Here is a 20,273-nt window from a genome sequence, read left to right on the forward strand (position 1 = left end):
GGGCCACCGGTTTTCCGGTGACCCCGCCCGCGAACGCTCAGTCCAGCTTCGCCAGCTGCTCCCGCAGCGTGTCCAGCCCCATCCCGCCCAGCTTCAGCGCCTCCGTGTGGAAGCGCTTGATGTCGAACGACGCGCCCGCGCGGGCCTGTGCCTCGGCGCGCGCGGCCAGCCAGAGGCGCTCGCCGATCTTGTACGCCGGGGCCTGGCCCGGCCAGCCCAGGTAGCGGTCGATCTCGTCGCGGAGGTGGGCTTCGTCGGTGATCGTGCGGGTGAGCATGAACTCCAGGCCCAGCTCCGGCGTCCACCGCGAACCCTCGTGGAAGCCCGTGCCCGCGGGGATGACCAGCTCGAGGTGCATGCCCAGGTCGACGATCACCCGGGCGGCGCGGAAGAGCTGCTCCGAAAGCATGCCCAGCAGGTCGCCGTCGTCGGACAGGTAGCCCAGTTCCTCCATCAGGCGCTCCGCGTACAGGGCCCAGCCCTCCGCGTGGCCCGACGTGAACGCCATCAGGCGCTGGTACTTGTTCAGCGACGCCGACTGGTCGACCGCCGTCGCGATCTGGAGGTGGTGGCCCGGGGCGCCCTCGTGGTAGACGGTGCTCGTCTCGCGCCACGTGCTGAACTCGTCGCGGCCGGCCGGCAGGGACCACCACATGCGGCCCGGGCGGCCGAAGTCCTCGCTCGGGCCCGTGTAGTACGCGCCGACGCCGCCGCCCGGCGGGGCGATCTTGCACTCCAGCGCCATCACGCGGTCGGAGATCTCGAAGTGCTTGCCGCGCAACGACTCCAGGGCGCCGTCGGACAGGCGCTGCATCCACGCCTCGAACTCCGGGCGGCCCTTGACGCGGTACCGCGGGTCGGCGTCCAGGATCGCCGCGGCTTCCTTCGGGGTCGCGCCGGCCTTGACGCGGTTCGCGACCGCGCGCATTTCCGCTTCGATGCGGGAAAACTCCGCCCAGCCCCATTCGTAGGCTTCGCGCAGGTCGAGCGCGGCGCCGACGAAGAACCGCGACCACAGGCGGTAGGCGTCCTCGCCGGCGGCGTCCTTGACCGGGGCCTTCGGCGCCAGCTCGGCGCGCAGGAACCCGGCGAACTCGGCGAACGCCTCGTCGGCGGCACGCGCGCCGTGCGCGAGGTCGGACTTCAGCGCTTCGCCCTGCGAAGACGCGCCGTCGACGAGCGAGGCGAAGAACCCCTTCGCGTCCTTCAGCCCGGCCCACGTCTCGCACTGCTCCGCCACCTTCGAGACCTGCCGCAGCGCCGCGACGTGCCCCGCGTCGGCGCCCGAGAGGAGGCCGCTCCGGACGCCGGCCAGCGCCTTCGGGACCTCGCCGATGCGGGCGGCGACGACCGACCAGTCCTGCTCCGACTCCAGCGGCATCAGGTCGAACACCATCCGCAGCTCCTGGACGGGGCTGGAGATGACGTTCAGGCTCGCCACGTCGAGGCCGGCTTCGTGGATCTCCAGCTCGAGGCCGACGCGTTCGGTGAACACCGCCTGCGCCGCCCGTTCCGCGGGGTCGCGCGGCTGGGCGGCCGCTACGGCGGCGTGGGCTCGCGCCGCCAGTGCGGCACGCTCGGCGAAGCCGTCCGCGGAGTAGTCGGTCAGCCGGTGGTCGTGACCGGCGATGCCGTAGGACGTCGCCGCGACCGGGTCCGCGGCCGCGTAGTCGTCGACGTAGCGGTCGCAGATGCCGTTCACGTCGTCGGAAGCAGTGGAAACCATGAGCCGCACCGTACCGGGCCACACCGACCCGGTGGTACGTACTTAAGCACGGGCCGGGACGAGCCCCAGCCGGGCGATGACCTCGCGCGTCGCCTTCGAGCGGTTGAACGTGTAGAAGTGCAGGTTCGGCACGCCTTCCGCGATCAGCTTCTCGCACAGCTCGGTGATGACGTCGATGCCCGCGGCGCGGAACGCCTTCGGGTCGTCCGCCAGCGGCTCCAGCCGGTCGAGCAGCTTCCGCGGCGCGGGCGCGCCGGACAGCTTGATCGTCGTCTGCAGGGTCCGCATCGTCGTGAGCGGCATGACGCCGGGCAGCACCGGGACGTCGCAGCCGGTCGCGGCCACCCGGTCGCGCAGCCGCAGGAAGTCCTCGGCGTCGTGGAACAGCTGCGCGATCGCGAAGTCCGCGCCCGCGCGCAGCTTGCGGACCAGGTACTTGGTGTCGGTGTCGAGGTCGGGCGAGCGGGGGTGGCCGTAGGTCGACGCCGAGACGCCGACGCAGAAGTCGCCCAGCTCGCGGACGAGCTGCACCAGCTCTTCGGCGTAGGTCAGCCCCTCGGGGTGCGGGATCCAGTCGCCGTAGACGTCGCCCGGCGGGTCGCCGCGCAGCGCGAGGATGTTGCGGACGCCGACCGAGGCGTACCAGCCGATGACGTTGCGCAGCTCGGCGACGGAGTGGTTGACCGCGGTCAGGTGGGCCATCGGCACCAGCGTCGTCTCGGTCGCGACGCGGGCGATGCTGCGGATCGTGCCGTCGCGGCTGGAGCCACCCGCGCCGTAGGTGATCGACATGTAGGCCGGGTCGTACGGCTCGAGCTCCCGGACCGCCTTCCACAGGACGGCCTCGTCCGCCGCGTCCCGGGGCGGGAAGAACTCGATGGAGAACTTCGGCCCGTCTCCGCGCAACCGCTCGATCACCGACGTCATGCCTGCATGTTAAGGGTCCGCGCCCGCCATGCGGGAGCCCCCGTCCGCGTCGCGAGACTGCGGTTCGACTCACATTCGAGGCGCTATGGCCGACTAAACTGGCGGCGTGCGGGAAGAGGATGCCGGCTGGGACGAGGACGTGCGCCTCGCGGTCTACCACGCTTTCGCCGAGCACGGCCGGGCGCCGACCGCGCCGGAGCTGGCCGACGCGGCGGGTGGCTCACTGGCCGTCGCCAAGCAGGCGCTGCACCGCCTCGCCGACGCCCACCACCTGGTGCTCGACGACTACGAGCACGTCGTGCTGGCGCACCCGTTCGCCGCGCGGCCGCTCGGGTTCTCCGTGATGGGCGCGCACACGCTGTGGTGGGGCGGCTGCGCGTGGGACTCCTTCGCCATCCCGCACCTGGTCGAAGCCGAGCCGGAAGTGCTGGTCGCGACGCGCTGCCCGGGCTGCGGCCAGCCGCACGCGCTGGTGGTGGACCGGGCCGGGCCGCCGGAGGGCGCGCAGGTGGCGCACTTCCTGGTGCCCGCCGCGCGGATGTGGGACGACGTCCTGCACACGTGCGCGAACCAGCGGCTGTTCTGCTGCGAGTCCTGTGTGGACGCCTGGCTCGCCGAAACCGGGCGGCCCAAGGGGTGCGTGCTGGACCTCGTGACGCTGTGGCGGCTCGCCCGCGGCTGGTACGAAGGCCGGCTCGAGCGCGGCTACCGGCGCCGCGAGCCGGACAGCGCGATCGCTTACTTCGCCGAGGCCGGGCTGACGGGGTCGTTCTGGGCCGCCACGGCCGGAGTCTGATTCACCACATCCGGGTGCCCCGGCGGCCCGCGCGCCCGCGGGTTCGGCGAGGATGGGCCGCATGAACGCGCCCGCCGACACCGACCTGCCCGCCCACGTCGAGCGGGCGCTCGCCGGGTTCCTGGACCGGGCCGGCACCGAGATCCTGGGAGCCGAGCCGACGGTGGCCGCCGGCATCGACGCGCTGCGCGGGTTCGTCCTGGGCGGCGGCAAGCGGCTGCGCCCGACGTTCGCCTGGTGGGGCTGGCGTGGCGCGGGCGGCGACCCCGCGGGCGCGGAGGCCGACGGCGTGCTGCAGGCGGTGTCCAGCCTCGAGCTGATCCAGGCCTGCGCGCTGATCCACGACGACCTGATCGACTCCTCCGACTCCCGCCGCGGCTTCCCGACCGTGCACATCGCGGGCGCGAAGCTGCACGCCGACCAGGGCTGGCTCGGCTCCCCCGCGACGTTCGGCCTGGCCACCGCGGTGCTCGTCGGCGACCTGGCGCTGGCCTGGGCGGACGACATGTTCGCCGACGCCCCGCTGCCCGCCGAGACCCTCGCCGCGGCGCGCCCGGCGTGGCGCGCGATGCGCACCGAGGTGCTCGCCGGGCAGTACCTCGACGTCCGCACGCAGGCCACCGGCGACGCCTCCGTCGAGGCCGCGCTCAAGATCGACCGGCTCAAGACCGCCGCCTACACCGTCCAGCGGCCGCTGCACCTGGGCGCCGCGCTCGGCGGGGCGTCGGACGAGCTGATCGCCACGCTGCTGGAGTTCGGCGGCGAGGTCGGCGTCGCGTTCCAGCTGCGTGACGACCTGCTCGGCGTGTTCGGCGACCCGTCGGTCACCGGCAAGCCCGCCGGGGACGACCTGCGCGAAGGCAAGCGCACGCTGCTCGTCGCGCTCGGGCTTCAGCTCGCCGCCGAAAAGGGTGAGACGGCCGCGGCCACCGTGATCGCGGACGCGATCGGCGACGCCGACCTCTCCGACGAGGGTGTCGAGACCGTCCGGATGGCGTTGCAGCAGGTCGGCGCGGTCGACGCGGTCGAGCGCCGGATCGACGAGCTGACGACGGCGGCGATGGCCGCGCTCGAGCGCGCGCACCTGGCCGAGCCGGCGCCCGAGGCGCTGACCGGGCTGGTCGTCAAGGCCACCCAGCGGACGTACTGACGTGCGGATCATCGAAGGGCCCGCCGACCACGTCGTCGTCATCGGGGCCGGGCTGGCCGGGCTCTCGGCGACCCTGCACCTGCTGGGCGCCGGCCGGCGCGTCACGCTGCTGGAGCAGGCGGACACCCCGGGCGGCCGCGCCGGGCAGCAGAGCTTCGACGGCAACGCGGTCGACACCGGCGCGAGCGTGCTGACCATGCCGGAACTGCTGGACGAGGCGTTCGCCGCGGTCGGCGAGTCCCTGGCCAAGAACCTGCGCCTGACCCGGCTCGACCCGGCGTACCGGGCGCGCTTCGCCGACGGCAGCTCGCTGGCGCTGCACACCGACGGCGACGCGATGGAAGCCGAGATCCGCGAGTTCGCCGGTGCTCGCGAGGCGGCGGGCTACCGCGCGCTGCGGCGCTGGCTGACCGAGCTGTACGCGGTGCAGCGGGACCGGTTCATCGGGACGAACTTCGACTCGCCGCTCGACCTGGCGCACCCCTCGCTGGCGAAGCTCGCCGCGCTGGGCGGGTTCGGGCGGCTCGGCCCGCGCGTGGGCCGCTACCTGCTCGACGAGCGCGTCCGGCGGCTGTTCACCTTCCAGGCGCTCTACGCCGGTCTCGACCCGGCGAGCGCGATCGGCGCGTACGGCGTCATCTCGTACATGGACACCGTCGGCGGCGTCTACTACCCCGAAGGCGGGATGGGCGAGATCGGCCGGGCGCTGACCGGCGCCGCGGCACGGGCGGGCGCGGAGGTCCGGTTCGGCACCGAAGCGGCCTGGCTCGAACGGGTGAATTCCCGGGTGCGCGCGGTCCGGACGCGCTCGGGCGAGCGGATCGCGTGCGACGCCGTCGTGCTGGCGACCGAGCTGAGCACGGCGTACCGGCTCATCGGCGCGCGCCCGCGGCGGCCGGTGCCGCTGCGCTACTCGCCGTCCGCGGTGGTGCTGCACGGGCGGACGACCGAGAAGTGGGACCTCGGCCACCACACGATCTTCTTCGGCGCGGCCTGGGAGCGGACGTTCGCGGAGATCATCCGCGAGGGCAAGCTGATGAGCGACCCGTCGCTGCTGGTCACCCGGCCGACGGCGACCGACCCCGGGCTGGCCGGGCGCGGCGGCGAGATCGTCTCGGTGCTCGCGCCGGCGCCGAACACCCAGCGCGGTCCGATCGACTGGGACCGCGTGCGCGGGCCGTACCGCGACGAGCTGTTCCGCACGCTGGAGGCCCGCGGGCTGACCGGCTTCGGCGACGAGTTCACCGTGGACGAGACCATCACCCCGGCGGACTGGGCGGCGCGCGGGCTCGCGGCCGGCACGCCGTTTTCGCTGGCGCACACGTTCGCGCAGACCGGCCCGTTCCGGCCGGCGAACCTGGTGCGCGCGGCGGGCAACGTCGTGCTCGCCGGCTGCGGCACCACCCCCGGCGTCGGCATCCCGCCCGTGCTCATCTCGGGACGGCTGGCCGCGGAACGGATCACCGGCCGGTGAACGAACTCGACGCCGCGGGCATCCTCGCGCCGGACCTGCGGGCCGCCTACACCGAGTGCCGGCGCATCAACGCCCACTACGGCCGCACGTTCTTCCTGGCCACCCGCCTGCTGCCGGCCCGCGCCCGCCCGGCGGCGCACGCGCTGTACGGCTTCGCGCGGATGGCCGACGAACTCGTCGACAACCCGGCACCGGGCAGCGACCCGGCCGAGTCGCTGGACCACGTCGCGGCGATGGTCGACGTCGTCTTCGACGGCGGCACCCCGGACGACGCGGTGCTGGTGGCGCTGGCCGACACCGTGCGCCGCTACGGCCTTTCGCGGGACTTGTTCACCGCGTTCCTGAAGTCGATGCGGCTGGACCTCTCCCCGATCGAGTACCGGACGTTCGCCGAGCTCGGCGAGTACATGTACGGCTCGGCCGCGGTGATCGGCCTGCAGATGCTGCCGGTGTTCGGCACGATCGGGCCGCTGTCCGACGCCGAGCCGGGCGCGATCGCGCTGGGCGAGGCGTTCCAGCTGACGAACTTCCTGCGCGACGTCGGCGAAGACCTCGACCGGGGCCGCCTGTACCTGCCGCTCGACGAGCTGGCGGCGTTCGGCGTCTCGCGCTCACTGCTCGAGGCGAGACGCCCCGACCCGCGGATCCGGACGGCGATGGCGTACTTCGTCGCGCGGACACGGGCGGCGTACCGGCGGGCGGAGGCGGGGGTTTTGTTGCTGCGCCCCGAATCGAGGCCGTGCGTGCGGACGGCGTTGACGTTGTACCAGGGCATCCTCGACGAGATCGTGGCCCTGGACTACGACATCCTGACGCGGCGCGCGGTGGTGCCGAAGTCGCGCAGGCTGGTGGTCGCACTACCCCCCTTCGCCGCGGTCTGGGCGCGCGAGACGTTCGGGAGCGGTCGTAGGCTGCGATCATGACCGAACGACGCATCCGGATCGGCTTGCAGCTGCAGCCGCAGCACGCCGACTACGACAGCATCCGGCGCACCGCGTCGGCCGCCGAGGACCTCGGGGCCGACATCGTCTTCAACTGGGACCACTTCTACCCGCTGTACGGCGATCCCGAGGGCAAGCACTTCGAGTGCTGGACCATGCTGGGCGCGTGGGCGGAGTCGACGTCGCGGGTGGAGATCGGCGCGCTGGTGACCTGCAACAGCTACCGCAACCCCGAGCTGCTCGCCGACATGGCCCGCACGGTCGACCACATCTCCGGCGGCCGGCTCATCCTCGGCATCGGCTCCGGCTGGTTCGAGAAGGACTACGACGAGTACGGCTACGAGTTCGGCACCGCGGGCGGGCGCCTCGACGACCTCGCGGAGTCGCTGCCCCGCATCGAGTCCCGCCTCGGCAAGCTGAACCCGGCCCCGACGCGCAAGATCCCGGTCCTGATCGGCGGCGGCGGCGAGAAGAAGACGCTGAAGCTGGTCGCGAAGCACGGCGACATCTGGCACGGTTTCGGTGACCCGGAGGTCGTCGAGCGCAAGGTGAAGATCCTCGACCAGCACTGCGCGGACGTCGGCCGCGACCCGGCCGAGATCGAGCGCTCGTGCGGCGTGCAGGGCGAGCCGGACGAGCTGGGGCCGAAGCTCCTGGAGCTGGGCGTCACGACGTTCACGGTCGGCGTCGGCGGGCCGGACTACGACCTGGGCGCGCTCGAGAAGTGGATCGCCTGGCGGGACAAGACGAACAGCTGAGTTTCACGTTCGCGCCCGGTGCGCGGCGACCCGTTCTCGTGTCGCGCACCGGGGCGAACAGAACTTCCGGAGACTGCCGCCGCCCGTGTGGGCGAACGGCTTCCCGCACGACGGCGACGCGCACAACCCGCCCGGCACGTCCTGGCGTTCGGCCAGCAGCGACGCCAGCCCCAGCGCCGACGACGTCACCAGCCACGCGCCCCACGGCCCGTCGTCCGCCGCGTCGACGTGCAGGTGCCAGCCGTACCCCTCCTCGTGGTCGGTCAAGCGAGGCGGGCGCGCGTACTTCGTGAACAACGCGTTCAGCACCGAAGCCGCCGAGGCCACGTCGCCAGCCGCGAACACCGCGCGAAGCTCGAGCGCGGCCGCGTGCAGGTCCGGCACGTCCACGTCCGACACGTCGGTTTCGCCGTGCTCACGCAGGACGCGCGCCACCGCGGCCGGGTCGGGCTCCGGGAGCAGCACGTTCAGCAGGTCGACCGCGCGCTGCACGGAATCCCGGTGCGGGAAGGTCATGCCCCACTGTAACGTCTCGACCATGATAAGGCGTTACCTGGCCGGGTCGACGCTCGCGCGGATCGGGGACGAGCTCTCCGGCCCCGCTCTGCTCCTGCTCGGCCTCACCGCGGGCCCGCACGCCGGGTCGGCGCTGCTCGCCGGGCTGACCGCGGCCGCCGCCGTGGGCGGGCCCGTGTTCGGGGCCGCGCTGGACCGCAGTGGCGCTCCCGGACGGCTGCTCGCCGTCGCCCTCGCCGGGTACGCGGGCGGGATCGCGCTGGTCGCCGCCACTTTCGGGCACTTACCGCTCGCCGTCGTGGTCGCGCTCGCCGTCGGCGCCGGGCTGCTCAACCCGGCCGTCGCGGGCGGCTGGACCGCTCAGCTGCCCGCCGTCGCCGGGCTCGAACTACAGAAAGCCAGCCGGCTCGACGCGCTCACCTTCACCGCCGCCGCACTGGCCGGGCCGGGACTCGCGGGGCTGCTCGGCGGGCCGGCCGGGCTCGTCGTGGCCGTCGCGCTGGTCGCCGCCGCGGTCCCGGTCGCGTGGTCGCTGCCGGGGAAACAGCCGAAGCCGGCGACCCGCCTCCGTGACGGCTTCACGATCCTGGTCCGCAACGTCCCGCTGCGGCGGGCGACGGCCGCGTCGACCCTCTCCTGCGCCGGCATCGGCATGGTCACCGTCTGTTACCCGCTGCTGGGTGCGGCCCACCTGCGCGGCCCGGCGGACGGCGCGCTCCTGCTGACCGTCCTGGCCGTGGCGTCGCTGCTGGCCAACGCGGTCTTCGCGAAGTGGCCGCTGCCGTGGGCCCCGGACCGGACGGTCTGGCTGAGCACGCTCTTGCTGGCCGCCGGCTGCGTTCTCTCAGCGGCGGGACACGGCGTCGCGGCGCTGGCCGCGGGCGCCGCACTGGCCGGGCTGGCCGAAGGTCCGCAGCTCACGGCGTTGTTCGCGATCCGCCACCGCGAAGCACCCGAGCACGTCCGGGCGCAGGTGTTCACGACGGCGGCGAGCGTGAAGATCACCGGGCTGGCGGCGGGCGCGGCGCTGGCCGGCCCCCTGGCCGCGTGGTCGCTCCCGGCGTGCCTGCTCACGGCCGCGGCGGTGCAGGTCCTCGCCGCGACCCCGTACCTCCGCAGGTCAGAACGCCATCGCCTGCGCGCGCCGCTTCACCTCGGTGCCGTGGCTGGTGCGCAGCGCGTTGACCGGGGTGCTGCCGGGCAGGGTGTCGTCCGCGGTGAACAGCCACCGCAGCATCTCCGTCCGGCTGAACCCGGAGTCGGCGAGCACGGTGATGGTGCCGGCCAGGCCCTTGACCACGCCGTCCTTGACGAAGAAGGCGCTGGGCACGCACAGTTCGCCGCCCCGCTTCAGCGCGATCAACTGCCCGTCACGGAGCATCTGCCGGACCTTGTTGGCCGAAGTCCCGAGCGCCTTGGCGACCTCGGGCAACGGGAGGACCGCGATGGCGGTGTCGAGGACGTCTTCGGCGACAGGAATCCCACTCACAGGTGACACTGTGCCACATTCGGTCCCGTCACCCGCTAGTGCGCACGGGTGACCCGCGAGGTCTCCTCCACGAGGCGTGTGCGGTTCCGTACGATCCATACCCGTGACACGCACCCACCCCAGCCTGGCCGGCACGCTCCTCGAGCGGCGCTACCGGGTGGACCGGCTGCTCGCCCACGGCGGGATGTCTTCCGTCTACAGGGGGACCGACACCCGGCTGGACCGTCCGGTCGCGATCAAAATCATGGACCCGCGGTTCGCCGACGACCGGTCGTTCGTCGAGCGGTTCGTGCGCGAGGCCCAGTCCGCGGCGCAGCTGCACCACCCGCACGTCGTGGCGGTGCACGACCAGGGCTTCGACCTGCCGCAGGGCGCGGAGTCGGGGCTGGCGTTCCTCGTCATGGAACTGGTGGACGGCGGGACGCTGCGCGACCTGCTCGACGAGCGCGGTCCGCTGGACGTCGCGCTGGCGCTGAGCGTGGCCGAGCCGGTGCTGTCGGCGCTGGCCTCCGCGCACCGGGCGGGGCTGGTGCACCGGGACGTCAAGCCGGAGAACGTGCTGATCGGCCGGTCCGGCCCGCACACCGGCGGCGCGGTGAAGGTCGCGGACTTCGGCCTGGTGCGGGCGGTGGCGAGCGCGGGCACGACGAGCTCGAGCGTCATCCTCGGCACGGTCGCCTACCTCTCCCCCGAGCAGGTCGAAACCGGCGCGGCATCGGCGCGCGGCGACGTCTACTCGGCCGGGATCCTGCTCTACGAAATGCTGACCGGCCAGGTGCCCTACACCGGGGACACGGCGATCTCGGTGGCCTACCGGCACGTGAACGACGACGTGCCGCGCCCGAGCGCGCTGCGCCCGGACCTGCCGCCGGAGCTGGACGACCTGATCACGCGCGCGACGCGCCGGGACCCGGAGCAGCGCCCGGCCGACGCCGGGGAGTTCCTCACCGAGCTGACCGCCGTGCGCGCCCGGCTGGGGCTGCTGCCGGTGACCGTGCCGATCCCGGTCTCGCACGGCCAGGGCGACGTCGCCGACACCGAGCGCACGCTGCCGCGCATCCCGCAGGTGCCGGACGGCGAGAAGACGATGCCGGTGCACCGCCCGAACGCGACGCGGGCGCTGAGCCACCCCGGCACCCCGCCGCCGGGGATGACCCAGCAGATCCCGCCGGTCCGGCCCGGTCCCCCGCGCCGCCAGGGCGAGCCGGGACCGGAGAAGCCGAAGGACAACCGGAAGCGGATCGCGGTGATCGCCGCCGCGGTGCTGCTCTTCGGCGGGCTGCTGACGGCGTTCATCTTCATCCTCACCGACACCGGCGGTGATAAGACCGCGACCGTGCCGAAGCTCGTCGGGCTGAACCAGGCCGCGGCGGGTGACGCGCTGCGGTCGGTGAAGCTGACGCCGCAGTTCACCCAGGAGTACGACAACAGCGTGCCGTCGAACACCGTGCTCCGCGCCGAGCCCGGGGAGGGCACGAAGCTGCAGCCGAACTCGACGGTGTCGGTGGTGCTGTCCAAGGGCCGCCCGGCGGTCCCGGACGTCCGGCCGGGCACCGCGCTGCCCGACGCCGAGAACGCGATCAAGACGGCCCAGCTGACCCCGGTCCGCGGCACCGACGACTACGACGCCGAGGTCCCGCAGGGCGCGGTCATCCGCACCGAGCCCGCCGCCGGCAGCCAGCTGAACATCGGCGGCCAGGTCACGATCATCGTGTCGAAGGGCCCGATCCCGCTGCCACCGGTCCCGGACGTCACCGGGCGGAGCAAGGACGAGGCCTTCCAGCTGCTGCAGCAGGCCGGCTTCGAGCCGTTCCAGGCGGGCGAGGAGTTCAAGCAGGACGTCCCGGGCGGCGCCGTCACCCGGACCGACCCGCCGGCCAACGCGCAGGCCAAGGAGAAGCGGATCGGCGTCTTCGTCAACAACGCCGTCCAGGTGCCGGACGTCCGGTTCCGCTCGTTCGACGACGCCCAGAAGATCCTGGAGCAGGCCGGGTTGAAGGCCGACCGCGACGGCGGGCGCGGTCGCGGGCCCGGTGGCGGCGGGTTCGACTTCGTCTTCAACCAGGACCCGCAGCCGGGGACGTTCGTGCAGAAGGGCTCCAAGGTCAAGCTCAAGGGCTTCGGTCAGTGATCGGCAGCCGCGGCCGCGTCACCGGCACGATCGGCCCCGGCCTCATCGGTGAGGTGCTCCTGAACGTCCGGGGCGGCACGGAGGCGTTCTACGCCTACCCGGCCGACCCGGACGAGACGTTCAGCTCCGGCACGCAGGTGCTCGTGGTCGACTTCGAACCCCCGCGGACGGTTTATGTGGAACGGTGGCAACCGCTGAGCCGCTGACGGCGTCGAAGGGGCACCAACACACCCACAACAGAAGAGCGAGGGGGTCGGTGCCATGAGTCTCGTGGAAATCGTGCTGCTTTCCATCGGTGGTCTCATCGTCGCGCTGGTGGTGATCTTCGGCATCCTGCGGCTGCTCTACAAGGTCGCCGAGCCGAACGAAGCCCTGATCATCTCCGGGCTCGGCGTCCGCGTCGACCGCGCGGACACCGCGGACAGCCTGGGCTTCAAAATCATCACCGGCCGCGGGGTGAACGTCCTGCCCGGCTTCCAGACCGCGCGGCGGCTGTCGCTGGACACCCGCGGCGTCAACCTGCAGGTCTCGTGCGTGACCAAGCAGGGCCTGCCGGTCACCGTGCGCGCCGTCGTCATCTACAAGGTCGGGGACGACTTCGCCTCGATCGCCAACGCCGCCCGCCGGTTCCTCGACCAGCAGAAGGGCATGAACGACACGATCCACGAGCTGTTCTCCGGGCACCTGCGCTCGATCGTGGGCGGGCTGACCATCGAGGAGATGATCCACAACCGCGACGCGCTCACCGGCGAGGTGCGCCAGTCGTCGGCCACGGAGATGATCAAGCTCGGGCTGATCGTGGACTCGCTGCAGATCCAGGAGATCGACGACGAGTCGGGCTACATCAACAACCTCGGCAAGCCGCACGCCGCCGCGATCGCCGCGTCGGCCCGCATCGCCGAGGCGCAGCGCGACCAGGAGGCCGCCGAGGTCGAGCAGGTCTCCGCGGCGAAGAAGGCGGCCGCGGTCCGCGAGAGCCAGATCCAGCAGGCCGGCTACCAGGCGGAGGTCGACCAGGCGCGGGCGAAGGCGTCCCAGTCGGGCCCGCTGGCCGAGGCGACCGCGCGCCAGGAGGTCGTCGTCCAGGAGACGCGGGCGGCCGAGCTGGAGGCGGCGCTGGCCGAGCAGCGGCTGCAGTCGCAGGTCCGCAAGCCGGCCGACGCGAAGGCGTACGACACGCGGACGACGGCCGACGCGGCCCGTGACGCTTCGATCGCGAAGGCGCAGGCCGAGGCGAAGGAGACCGAGCTGCGGGCCGCGGCCGACGCGACCCGCGTCAAAACGGCCGCCGAAGCCGAGGCGCAGGCCACGAAGGCCCGTGCGGAGGCGGCGGCCGGGGCGACCCGGGCGACCGGTGAAGCGGAGGCGGCCGCGGCCAAGGCCCGCGGTCTGGCCGACGCGGAGGCCGCGAAGGCGAAGGGACTCGCCGAAGCGGAGTCGGCCCGGGCGAAGGGCCTCGCCGAGGCCGACGCGATCAAGGCGCGCGCGGCGGCGCTGGCGGAGAACCAGGAAGCCGTCGTCGCGCAGCAGCTGGCCGAGCGCTGGCCGGAGATCGTCGAGGCGGGCGCGAGCGCGTTCGGCAACATCGACCACATGGTCGTGCTCAACGGCGCCGACGGCATGTCCGACATGTTCGCCAAGGCGCTGTCCCTCGGCGGCACCGGTCTCGGCCTGGCCCGGCAGCTGATGGACGCCATGGGCAAGCCGGCCGAGAAGGAGCTCGACGAAGCCGCGCGGACGAACGGCGAACTCAAGCTGAGCGACTGAGGCGTCACGGAGTGTGCGGCCCTTGTGTCCCGGATCACGGGAAGCAAGGGCCGTACGCCCGATCGGGGGCGGCAATTCCCGTGATGTTGTCCTACCGTGGGCGCATGGTGCCGGACTGCGTGTCGCGGGCCGTCCGATGAGCTTCTTCACCGGCGGTCCCCGTGAGCGTCCCCTGTTCCCCGTCCCGGAACAGGAGCTGTACGCGTTCAACGGCCGGCACTGGACCGACGCCCCGCGCGAGCACATCGTCCCGGCCGTGCTGGCCTGGCCGCAGCCGCTGGGCCGGTCCGACCGCACGGTGGTCGCGCTGCGGACCGTCGAGGTGTGGCCGGAGGCGCTGACGCTGCGCGTGACGGTGTATTCGCGGGACAGCCTGGTCGACGACCCCGCCGAGGGGCTGATCGACCACCGGCGCAAGCCGGACTACAACGGGCTGCTGGTCGGCGTGCTCTACGCCGACGGCAGCCGGGCCAGCTCGGAAACGGTTTCGGTGCCGTCGGCTTCCGAGCCCGACGGCCCGGTGCTGCGGGCGCAGGCGGTGGGCGGCACGCGCTTCGCCGTCGAGCACGAGGTGTTCCTGTGGCCGCTGCCGCCGGCCGGCCCGCTCAAGCTCGTCGTGCAGTGGAAGGACCGGGACATCCCGGAGACCCGGACGACGCTCGACGGCGGCGCGATCCGGGCCGCGGCGAAGGACGCCGCGGAGATCTGGCCCGGGCTGGGCAAGCGGCAGGCGAACGGCCTGCCGGTCCGCCGGGTGGGCAAGCAGGTGGCACTGACCCCCGACTGGGGGGCCTCGGTGGTGCGGGCGGAGCAGCCCGATTCCGCCCCGGGTGAGTGAAAACAAGCTGATCTGTGACCCCGGGCACCGGAGCCCGGGGTATCTCGAATGGATGAACGGGGTGAGTAGTTAGCGTCGTGGAAACACTTCGACCACCCGGCCGTCATGTCGGGCTGGTGCAGTGAACCCCCTCCTGACGCACGTGGCCGTGCACACCCGCGAACCAGGAAAGGTCGCTCATGGCAGCCTCGCCGCTCAGCGCACTCGACGTCGCTTTCCTTTGCCTGGAAAGCGAAAACTCCCCGATGCACATGGGGGCGGTGCTCACGTTCACCGCCCGCGGCCCGGTGGACGGCGGGGCGCTGACGGCGATCCTCGCCGAACGCGCCGCCCGGCTGCCGAAACTGCGGCAGCGGGCGCGCGCGGAACTGTTCCCGCCGGGCTCCGCCAGCTGGACCGAGGACGCGGAATTTGTTGCGGCCGAACACATTCACCACGTCGTGCTCAGCTCGCTGTACGAACCGGACCCGCTGGCGGCGTACGCGTCGCGGTGGATCGCCGAGCCGCTCGACACCGCGCGGCCGCTGTGGGACCTCACCGTCGCGACCGGACTGCCGGACGGCAAGTTCGCGCTGCTGCTCAAGCTGCACCACGCGCTCACCGACGGCGCCGGGGCGTACGCGGTCGCGGCCGGCCTGCTCGACGGCGTCAAGCTGCCGGAGCAGACCGCGCCGTCCCGGCCGATCCCGGCCCCACGCTCCACTTTGGACACGGTGAAGGACGCGCTGGGCACGGTGTGGGGACAGGCGAACGAAACCGCCGGGATCGCGTCGTCGCTCGTGCGGGCCGCGCGCCCGCCGCTCTCGCCGATCTCGGCCCCGACGTCGGCCGAACGACGGCTCGGCTTCGTGCGGCTGCCGCTGTCGGAGCTGCGCCGCGTGCGCCAGGCCCACGGCGGCACCACGAACGACGTCGTGCTGGCGGTGCTGTCCGGCGCGCTGCGCGAATGGCTGGTCAACCGCGGCCACCGCGCCGACGGCCGCACGCTGCGCGCGCTGATCCCGGTGAGCGTGCGCGGCCGGTCGGGCGACCAGCTCGGCGGCAACAAGCTGTCCGGCTACCTGTGCGACCTGCCGGTCGGCGAAGACGACCCGGTCGAGCGCCTGCGGGTGGTCCGCCGCGCGATGACCCGCAACAAGGCGGCGGGCCCGAGCCGCGGCGCCGGCGCGCTGCCGCTGCTCGCCGACCGCGTCCCGCCGCTGCTGCACCGGCTGGGCACGCGCACCGCGGGACGGGCCGCCCCGATGCTGTTCGACCTGGTCATCACCACGGTCCCGCTGCCACCGGCCCGCCTGTCGATCGACGGCGCCCGGCTGGCGGAGGTCTACCCGTTCGTCCCGCTGGCCCCGCGCCACGCGGTCGGCATCGCGGTGGCCACCTACCGCGACTCGGTCCACGTCGGCCTCCAGGCCAACGGCGAGGCGGTCCCGGACATCGGCTCCCTGCGCGACGCGGTGCTCAAGTCCACGGCCCGCCTGCTGGACGCCTCCTGACTCGATCGGGGCCGGGCAGCGTCGTCAGGGCGTGACGCCCGCAGTCCCCACCACCTCCAGGAACGCCAGCGCCTCGGCCCCGCGGGAGCCGGGTGGCGCGGTGTAGAGCACGAGGTGCTGGTCGTCGCCGCGCAGGGCGAGGGAGTCGCAGTCGACGGTCACCTCGCCCACCGCCCGGTGCCGGAAGGTCTTGGAGAGCACCGGCGTCGCGTGCACGTCGTGCCGCTCCCACAGCCGGGCGAACTCGGCACTGCCCGCGCGCAGCTCGGCGACGAGCCCGGTCACCGCCGGGTCCGCGGGGTAGCGGGCCAGGGTCGCCCGCAGCCCCCGGACGACGTTGAGCCGGAACTCGGCGACGTCGGAGACCCGGTACAGCGACCCGGCCGGCTCGAGGAACGCCTTGCGCGCGAGGTTGCGCCGCTCGGGCGGGACCGCCGCGAAGTCCTCCATGAGCGCCGCCGCGAGGTCGTTCCACGCCAGCACCTCGAAGGTGGCGGAGACGACGAAGGCGGCCGTCTGCGGCAGCCGCTGCAGCAGCGCGAGGATGCTGGGGCGCACGTCGCGGGGGTGCCGCCCGCTCCGGATCGGCGCGGTGCCCGCCAGGACGTGCAGGTGCTCGGCCTCGGCGCCGGTCAGCCGGAGCGCCTCGGCGATGCCGGCCAGGACCTCGCCCGACGGCCGCGGCGCCCGGCCCTGCTCGAGGCGGACGTAGTACTCGGTGGAGATGTGCGCGAGCACCGCGACCTCTTCCCGGCGCAGTCCCGGCGTTCTCCGGCGCGGTCCGGCGGGCAGCCCGGCGTCCTGCGGCCGCAGCCGCTCACGACGGCTCCTGAGGAACGCACCCAGCTCTTGCTTGTCCACCCCTCCAGTATGCGAACGCTCCGGCGCCGGATCCTGGTACGGCCTGTGCCTGTCTCCGGGCCGCACACCCGGGCAGCGTCGGGTTCATGACGAACACCACGATCGGCCTGCTCTCCGGCAAGGTAGTGCTCATCACCGGCGCCAGCCGCGGCATCGGCGCGGCCGCGGCCCGCCTCTTCGCCGAGGAAGGCGCCGCCGTCGTGCTGGCCTCGCGCGGCATCGAGCCCCTCGAGCGCATCGCCGCCGAGATCCGCGACGCGGGCGGCGCCGCCGACGCCGTCGCGCTGGACCTGGCCGATCCCGCGAGCATCCGGGCCGCCGTCGACCGCGTCGAGCAGCTGCACGGCCGCCTCGACGGGGCGTTCAACAACGGCGCGACGATCCAGCGGCCCGGTCCGCTGGAGACGACCGCCGAGGAAGAGATCGACGAGCAGTTCGCGGTGAACTTCCGCGCGCACTGGACCGCCATGACCGCCGAGGCCGCGCTCATGCGCCGCGGTGGCGGCGGGGCGATCGTCAACACCTCGAGCATCGGCAGCCGCCGCGCCAACCCCGCCCTGCCCGCTTACGGCGCCATGAAGCGGGCGCTGAACAGCCTCACCGAGACCGCGGCCGTCACCTGGGGCCCCCAGGGCATCCGGGTCAACGGCCTCACGCCCGGTGGCACCGCCACGGACATGATCGACGAGTGGGAAGCCTCGACTCCCGGGATCGTCGAGCGGATCACCGCGTCGATCCCGCTCGGCCGCATGGCCGAACCCCGCGAGGTCGCCGAGGCGGCCGCCTGGCTGCTCAGCGACCGCGCGGCCATGGTGAGCGGGGCGATCGTGCCGGTCGACGGCGGGGCCGGCGCTTGAGCGTCAGCCGCGGAGCATCTCCGCGACCAGGAAGGCCAGCTCGAGCGACTGCTGCGTGTTGAGGCGCGGGTCGCAGGCGGTCTCGTAGCGGCCCGACAGGTCGACGTCCGAGATCTCCTGGGCGCCGCCGAGGCACTCGGTGACGTCCTCGCCGGTCAGCTCCACGTGGATGCCGCCCGGGTAGGTGCCCAGCTTGTTGTGCACCTCGAAGAAGCCCTGGACCTCGTCGACGATCCGGTCGAAGTGCCGGGTCTTGTACCCGGTCGACGACTCGTGGGTGTTGCCGTGCATCGGGTCGCACTGCCAGATGACCTTGTGCCCGGACGACTCGACCTTCTCGACGATCGCCGGCAGCACCTCGCGGACCTTGCCGTTGCCCATCCGCGCGATGAGCGTCAGCCGGCCCGGCTCGTTGCGCGGGTCGAGCCGCTCGACGTACTCGACGGCCTGCTCGGGCGTGGTCGTCGGGCCGATCTTCAGCCCGATCGGGTTGGCCAGCAGCTCGGCGAACGCGATGTGCGCGCCGTCCAGCTGGCGGGTCCGCTCGCCGACCCAGAGGAAGTGCGAGGACAGGTTGTACAGCTTCGGGTCGGCCGCGTCCGCGTGGTCGAGGCGGAGCATCGAGCGCTCGTAGTCGAGCAGCAGCGCCTCGTGGCTGGCGAAGATTTCCGTCGACTGCAGCGACGTGTCGGTGACCCCGCACGCCGACATGAACCGCAGGCCGCGGTCGATCTCGTTGGCCAGCGACTCGAAGCGCTGCGCGGCGGGTGAGGCCGACACGAAGTCCTTGTTCCAGTCGTGCACCTGGTGCAGGTCGGCCATGCCCGCGGCGGTGAGGGCGCGGACCAGGTTCATCGCGGCGCCCGCGTTCGCGTAGGCGCGGATCATCCGGCCGGGGTCCGGCACGCGCAGCTCGGGCTTGGCGACCAGCGAGTTGATGATGTCGCCGCGGTAGACCGGCAGGCCCAGCGCGTCCGTCCCGGCCGACCGCGGCTTCGCGTACTGGCCCGCGATGCGCCCGACCTTGACCACCGGCAGGCTCGCGCCGTAGGTCAGCACGACGGCCATCTGCAGCAGCGTGCGCAGGTTGGCGCGGATGTGCGGCTCGGTGTTGGACTCGAACGTCTCCGCGCAGTCGCCGCCCTGCAGGAGGAACGCCTCGCCGCGCGCGACCATGGCCAGCCGGTCCTTCAGCCGGTCGATCTCGGCGGGCACGGTGATCGGCGGCACGCTCTCCAGCACCCCGCGCACCCGGCGGGTCGCCTCCGGGTCGGGCCACTCCGGCTGCTGCGCGGCCGGGCGGGCCAGCGCGGTGTCCAGCCGCTCCCGCAGCCCGGGCGGCAGCGGCGGCAGTTCGGGCAGCGTGTCGGCGGGGACGTCCACAGTCCAGTTCACACGGTCCAGGATAGGGTTCGCGCCGATCGGCGTTTCGCCAGGTCGGCCCCAGCGCCGCCGCCCCCGCCCTGAGCTGCGGACCCCGCGTCCACGGTGACCGGCCGCACGCGAGACCCGAACGCCGCTCGCGTTTCGCGCGCCCCCGACACCGGCGTCAGCCCAGGGGCCGGAACCCCTGGGCTGACGGTGTTCACGCGGCTTGCGCGCGGTTGTACAGGTTCTGCGCGTCGGTGCCGAAGTAAGGCCCGAACATGTAGCCCGGCAGGAAGGTGTAGCCGAAGCTGTTGACCGAGGCCTGCACGCCGGTCCCGGTGCCCTCGTTGAACGAGAGGAACCACGGCCCGCCGCTCGAGCCGCCGGTCATGTTGCACCGCATGGCGTGGTCCTTCGTCAACAGGAAGTCGGTGAAGGTGCTGCCGCTGCAGTAGATCAGCTTCGTCCCGTCGTACGGCGACGCGGCCGGGTAGCCGAAGGTGTACATGCTCTGGTTCTTCGGCTGGTTGAAGGCGATGCCCTGCGCGCCGACGACATCGGTGAGCCGCTGCCCGTTGAGCGGGTTCACGACGGCCATGCCGACGTCGTAGTTCATGTCCTCACTGGCTTCCCACTGCGGCGTGGTCAGCGTGGCCTTCGCGGCCCACTGGCCGTAGGGCGCGTTCCCGTTGTCGTAGCCGGGCACGAACACCCATTCGGTGTGCCAGGTCCCCTGGTACTTCACGCAGTGCCCCGCGGTGACGACGACACTGCCGTTGGTGCTGGTGACGGCGTCCCCGGAGCAGGAGGCCTTCTGCCCGTTGAAGAGGAAGAACACGCGCCCGGCGGTCTGGGTGACCTTGCCACCGCCGGTCCACGCACCCCCGCCGTTCGGGATGCTCTGGATGACGGCGCTCTGCCCTTTCGCCACGTCTTTCGGCGCGGCGGCGGGCGCCTTGACGAGCTTGTCCATGGGAACGGCCGCCCGCATGGCATCGGGCGTCCAGAAGGGTTTCGCCGCTTGAGCGGGCGTGCCGACAAGGGCAAAGGCAAGCGAAAGGACGGCGGTGACGACCGCGGCCCGGAATGTCGTGCGCTTCAAGACACCCACCTTCCGCGAAAGTGAATTGCCGCAAAAGCGGCACAGCTACTCGAAAGTAGTTGGCTCGACACAGAGCGCA

At 72.9% G+C, this 20,273-nt stretch carries 19 protein-coding genes; 11 read left to right on the plus strand and 8 right to left on the minus strand.

Going from position 1 to position 20,273, the window contains the following annotated elements; genetic code table 11:
• Window positions 1-37: 37 nt before the first annotated feature.
• Complete coding sequence (locus SD460_RS38425) at window positions 38-1,726, minus strand: DUF885 domain-containing protein (protein ID WP_290052406.1); 1,689 nt, start codon at window positions 1,724-1,726, stop codon at window positions 38-40.
• Window positions 1,727-1,768: 42 nt separating this feature from the next.
• A complete protein-coding gene (locus SD460_RS38430; RefSeq protein ID WP_247012324.1) occupies window positions 1,769-2,653 on the minus strand; it encodes a methylenetetrahydrofolate reductase in 885 nt (294 codons plus the stop codon).
• A 106-nt stretch (window positions 2,654-2,759) separates the two neighbouring features.
• Between SD460_RS38430 and merB the strand changes: the two genes are divergently transcribed.
• The 5 genes from merB to SD460_RS38455 all read left to right on the plus strand — a co-directional run bounded on the left by merB (window position 2,760) and on the right by SD460_RS38455 (window position 7,772).
• The gene (gene merB / locus SD460_RS38435; RefSeq protein WP_290052414.1) at window positions 2,760-3,449 is read left to right on the plus strand and encodes an organomercurial lyase; all 690 of its coding nucleotides are present in this window, start codon (window positions 2,760-2,762) and stop codon (window positions 3,447-3,449) included.
• Between the two features lie 61 nt (window positions 3,450-3,510).
• The gene (locus SD460_RS38440) at window positions 3,511-4,599 is read left to right on the plus strand and encodes a polyprenyl synthetase family protein (protein ID WP_290052417.1); all 1,089 of its coding nucleotides are present in this window, start codon (window positions 3,511-3,513) and stop codon (window positions 4,597-4,599) included.
• Window position 4,600: 1 nt separating this feature from the next.
• Window positions 4,601-6,073, plus strand: a complete 1,473-nt coding sequence (gene crtI, locus SD460_RS38445) for a phytoene desaturase family protein (protein WP_290052418.1) — start codon at window positions 4,601-4,603, stop codon at window positions 6,071-6,073.
• The gene (locus SD460_RS38450; protein ID WP_318307460.1) at window positions 6,070-6,996 is read left to right on the plus strand and encodes a phytoene/squalene synthase family protein; all 927 of its coding nucleotides are present in this window, start codon (window positions 6,070-6,072) and stop codon (window positions 6,994-6,996) included. The genes crtI and SD460_RS38450 overlap by 4 nt, the downstream gene beginning before the upstream one ends.
• Window positions 6,993-7,772, plus strand: coding sequence for an LLM class F420-dependent oxidoreductase (locus SD460_RS38455; RefSeq protein WP_290052422.1), 780 nt, complete (start codon window positions 6,993-6,995; stop codon window positions 7,770-7,772). The genes SD460_RS38450 and SD460_RS38455 overlap by 4 nt, the downstream gene beginning before the upstream one ends.
• Window positions 7,773-7,775: 3 nt before the next feature.
• On the opposite strand, the gene SD460_RS38460 is transcribed toward SD460_RS38455, so the two are convergent.
• The 3 genes from SD460_RS38460 to SD460_RS38470 form a co-directional block, all read right to left on the minus strand.
• Window positions 7,776-8,288 (minus strand): CGNR zinc finger domain-containing protein, encoded by a 513-nt coding sequence (locus tag SD460_RS38460; protein ID WP_290052488.1) that lies wholly within the window; start codon window positions 8,286-8,288, stop codon window positions 7,776-7,778.
• Window positions 8,289-8,954: 666 nt separating this feature from the next.
• A complete protein-coding gene (locus SD460_RS38465) occupies window positions 8,955-9,362 on the minus strand; it encodes a hypothetical protein (RefSeq protein WP_290052424.1) in 408 nt (135 codons plus the stop codon).
• A 46-nt stretch (window positions 9,363-9,408) separates the two neighbouring features.
• Window positions 9,409-9,777, minus strand: coding sequence for an Rv2175c family DNA-binding protein (locus SD460_RS38470; RefSeq protein ID WP_290052426.1), 369 nt, complete (start codon window positions 9,775-9,777; stop codon window positions 9,409-9,411).
• 103 nt (window positions 9,778-9,880) lie between these two features.
• On the opposite strand from SD460_RS38470, the gene pknB reads away from it, so the two are divergent.
• The 5 genes from pknB (at window position 9,881) to SD460_RS38495 (ending at window position 16,006) form a co-directional block, all read left to right on the plus strand.
• On the plus strand, window positions 9,881-11,908 hold the full coding sequence (gene pknB, locus SD460_RS38475; protein WP_290052427.1) for a Stk1 family PASTA domain-containing Ser/Thr kinase: 2,028 nt from the start codon (window positions 9,881-9,883) through the stop codon (window positions 11,906-11,908).
• Entirely contained in the window at window positions 11,905-12,114 is a 210-nt protein-coding gene (locus SD460_RS38480) for an NfeD C-terminal domain-containing protein (RefSeq protein ID WP_020644793.1), read from the plus strand. The genes pknB and SD460_RS38480 overlap by 4 nt, the downstream gene beginning before the upstream one ends.
• 55 nt (window positions 12,115-12,169) lie before the next feature.
• On the plus strand, window positions 12,170-13,675 hold the full coding sequence (locus tag SD460_RS38485) for an SPFH domain-containing protein (RefSeq protein ID WP_290052431.1): 1,506 nt from the start codon (window positions 12,170-12,172) through the stop codon (window positions 13,673-13,675).
• A gap of 136 nt (window positions 13,676-13,811) precedes the next feature.
• On the plus strand, window positions 13,812-14,513 hold the full coding sequence (locus tag SD460_RS38490; RefSeq protein ID WP_290052432.1) for a hypothetical protein: 702 nt from the start codon (window positions 13,812-13,814) through the stop codon (window positions 14,511-14,513).
• 179 nt (window positions 14,514-14,692) lie between these two features.
• The gene (locus SD460_RS38495) at window positions 14,693-16,006 is read left to right on the plus strand and encodes a wax ester/triacylglycerol synthase family O-acyltransferase (RefSeq protein WP_290052433.1); all 1,314 of its coding nucleotides are present in this window, start codon (window positions 14,693-14,695) and stop codon (window positions 16,004-16,006) included.
• Window positions 16,007-16,030: 24 nt separating this feature from the next.
• On the opposite strand, the gene SD460_RS38500 is transcribed toward SD460_RS38495, so the two are convergent.
• A complete protein-coding gene (locus SD460_RS38500; RefSeq protein ID WP_290052434.1) occupies window positions 16,031-16,867 on the minus strand; it encodes a helix-turn-helix transcriptional regulator in 837 nt (278 codons plus the stop codon).
• An 86-nt stretch (window positions 16,868-16,953) separates the two neighbouring features.
• Here SD460_RS38500 and SD460_RS38505 point away from each other — a divergent pair, with 86 nt between their 5' ends.
• Window positions 16,954-17,724, plus strand: a complete 771-nt coding sequence (locus SD460_RS38505; RefSeq protein ID WP_318307461.1) for an SDR family NAD(P)-dependent oxidoreductase — start codon at window positions 16,954-16,956, stop codon at window positions 17,722-17,724.
• Window positions 17,725-17,727: 3 nt separating this feature from the next.
• Here the strand turns inward: SD460_RS38505 and SD460_RS38510 are convergent, their stop codons facing one another.
• Complete coding sequence (locus SD460_RS38510; RefSeq protein ID WP_318307462.1) at window positions 17,728-19,119, minus strand: class II 3-deoxy-7-phosphoheptulonate synthase; 1,392 nt, start codon at window positions 19,117-19,119, stop codon at window positions 17,728-17,730.
• A 190-nt stretch (window positions 19,120-19,309) separates the two neighbouring features.
• Window positions 19,310-20,194, minus strand: coding sequence for a trypsin-like serine peptidase (locus tag SD460_RS38515; RefSeq protein ID WP_290052438.1), 885 nt, complete (start codon window positions 20,192-20,194; stop codon window positions 19,310-19,312).
• Window positions 20,195-20,273: the final 79 nt, after the last annotated feature.

It is taken from the genome of Amycolatopsis solani (assembly GCF_033441515.1).
In the GTDB taxonomy this organism is placed as follows: domain Bacteria; phylum Actinomycetota; class Actinomycetes; order Mycobacteriales; family Pseudonocardiaceae; genus Amycolatopsis; species Amycolatopsis solani.